Source organism: Paraburkholderia kururiensis JCM 10599 = LMG 19447 (genome assembly GCF_003986935.1).
GTDB classification, from domain to species: Bacteria; Pseudomonadota; Gammaproteobacteria; order Burkholderiales; family Burkholderiaceae; genus Paraburkholderia; species Paraburkholderia kururiensis.
In genome coordinates, this window is the sequence record NZ_RJZE01000085.1 from 1 (window position 1) to 1,750 (window position 1,750).

Annotated in this window: 1 protein-coding gene and 1 pseudogene; both read left to right on the top strand. The window is 58.1% G+C overall.

Features of this window, described 5'->3' with window-relative positions; translation table 11 throughout:
* Nucleotides 1-1,239, top strand: a 1,239-nt coding sequence (locus PKKP23_RS33330; protein ID WP_205703040.1) for a tyrosine-type recombinase/integrase, incomplete at its 5' end; no start/stop codon positions are given.
* Nucleotides 1,233-1,750 (top strand): annotated as a pseudogene (locus PKKP23_RS33335) (tyrosine-type recombinase/integrase); the annotation flags it as partial. The gene PKKP23_RS33330 and the pseudogene PKKP23_RS33335, both read left to right, overlap by 7 nt.

The following is a 1,750-nucleotide window of genomic DNA, read 5'->3' on the forward strand; positions in this document are numbered from 1 at the left end:
CCGAACAGTTCTTACGCGGCACAAATGCACGCACTGACTCCAGGTGCACTCGGGCCGTATCTCGACGAGTTCACCGCGGAGCTTGCAAACAATGGGTATGCACAACTTACGATTTCCGAATACGCCGCGTCGATAGCGCATTTTGGAGGTTGGCTTGAACGCCATCGTATAGCTGTCGACGCGATTGATGACCAATGCGTAGAGGCGTTTGCAGCCCATCGATGTAGGTGTCCGGGCGGACGTCGACAGCAATCTGTTTCTCGGAAGTATGTACGACGGGTTGCGTCATTCATTGGGTATTTGCGGCGCCGCAGCATACTTGACCCGGCTGAGGATCCTGTTCGCGTCGAACCACCTTCTGTGCTCGATGAATTCTGTGTCTGGCTTCTCCATCATCGCGGCCTGTCGCTGCGGACCATTGACCGGCACAAACGCCTGATCTGCAAGTTGCTGCCGGCGTTGGGCACCGACACGACGCGATGGGACGCTGCAATGGTGCGCGATGTCATCACTGCCGAAGTGAAGCGCAACAAGATTCCCAATGCAAAGTGTATTGTCTCGGCGTTGAGGGTGTATCTGCGGTTCCTGGCGTCGGTCGGCCTGTGCCGCCCAGGACTGGATCTCGCGGTGCCGACAGTTGCACACTGGCGGCTCTCAGCGCTCCCAAAGTACCTGGTGCAAGCGGACATTGAACGTATCGTTAATTCGTGCGACCTCGAAACGGATACCGGTGTGCGCGACCATGCGATTCTGCTTCTCCTGGCCCGTCTCGGTTTGCGTGGCGGAGACATCGTAAATCTACGTCTTGACGATATCGACTGGCGCTTGGCGGAACTCCGGCTCAGAGGTAAAAGCCGTCGAGAAGTCCGGCTCCCGTTGCCGCAAGATGCTGGTGACGCATTGCTCAAGTATCTTGTGCGAGTTCGACCACCGACTCCAGTTGATCACGTGTTCCTGTGCATGAATGCGCCGTGGCGACCATTTGCGACCTCTGCAACCGTGTGTTCGATTGTTGGCTTTGCGTTATCCCGCGCCGGTATTGCCGGCCCTCCATCGAAGGGGGCGAATCTTCTGCGGCATTCAATCGCGACATCAATGCTGCGGGGAGGCGCTACGCTGGATGCTATCGGGACAGTTCTAAGGCATCGATCATCCGAGACAACGGCGCACTATGCGAAGGTCGACATAGCTTTGCTGCGCGAGATCGTCCAGCCTTGGCCGGGAGGTGCGTCATGCTAGCTAACGCCGTAAGCCGTTATGTCGAGCTGCACCGTGCCATGGGGTTCAAGTACCTTGCCCAGGATCGGCTCCTGCGCAGCTTCGCGGTGTTCGCCGATGCCCGCGAGGACGGATCCATTCGAACACAAAGCGTCATTGACTGGGCGGGACAGGCTCCATCTGGAGCACAACGCCGGAATCGCCTGCTTACCGTACGACGATTCGCATTGGCAATGCAGGCGGAGGATTCACGCCATGAGTGTCCGCCATGTGATGTATTTGGTCATGAGTCTCATAAACGCGGTATCCGGCACATCTATTCCTGCGCCGATCTGACCAAGCTTTTGGCTGCAGCGGCGCGACTTGAACCTGCGGGGTCGCTGCGCCCGGCAACATACGTTACGTTGTTCGCGCTGCTCGCGGCAACGGGACTGAGAATCTCCGAGGCTCTCGCGCTGACGATCGACGACTTTACTGATGACGGACTCGTCATCCGGGCGACCAAGTTCAGCAAGAACCGGCTGGTGCCGCT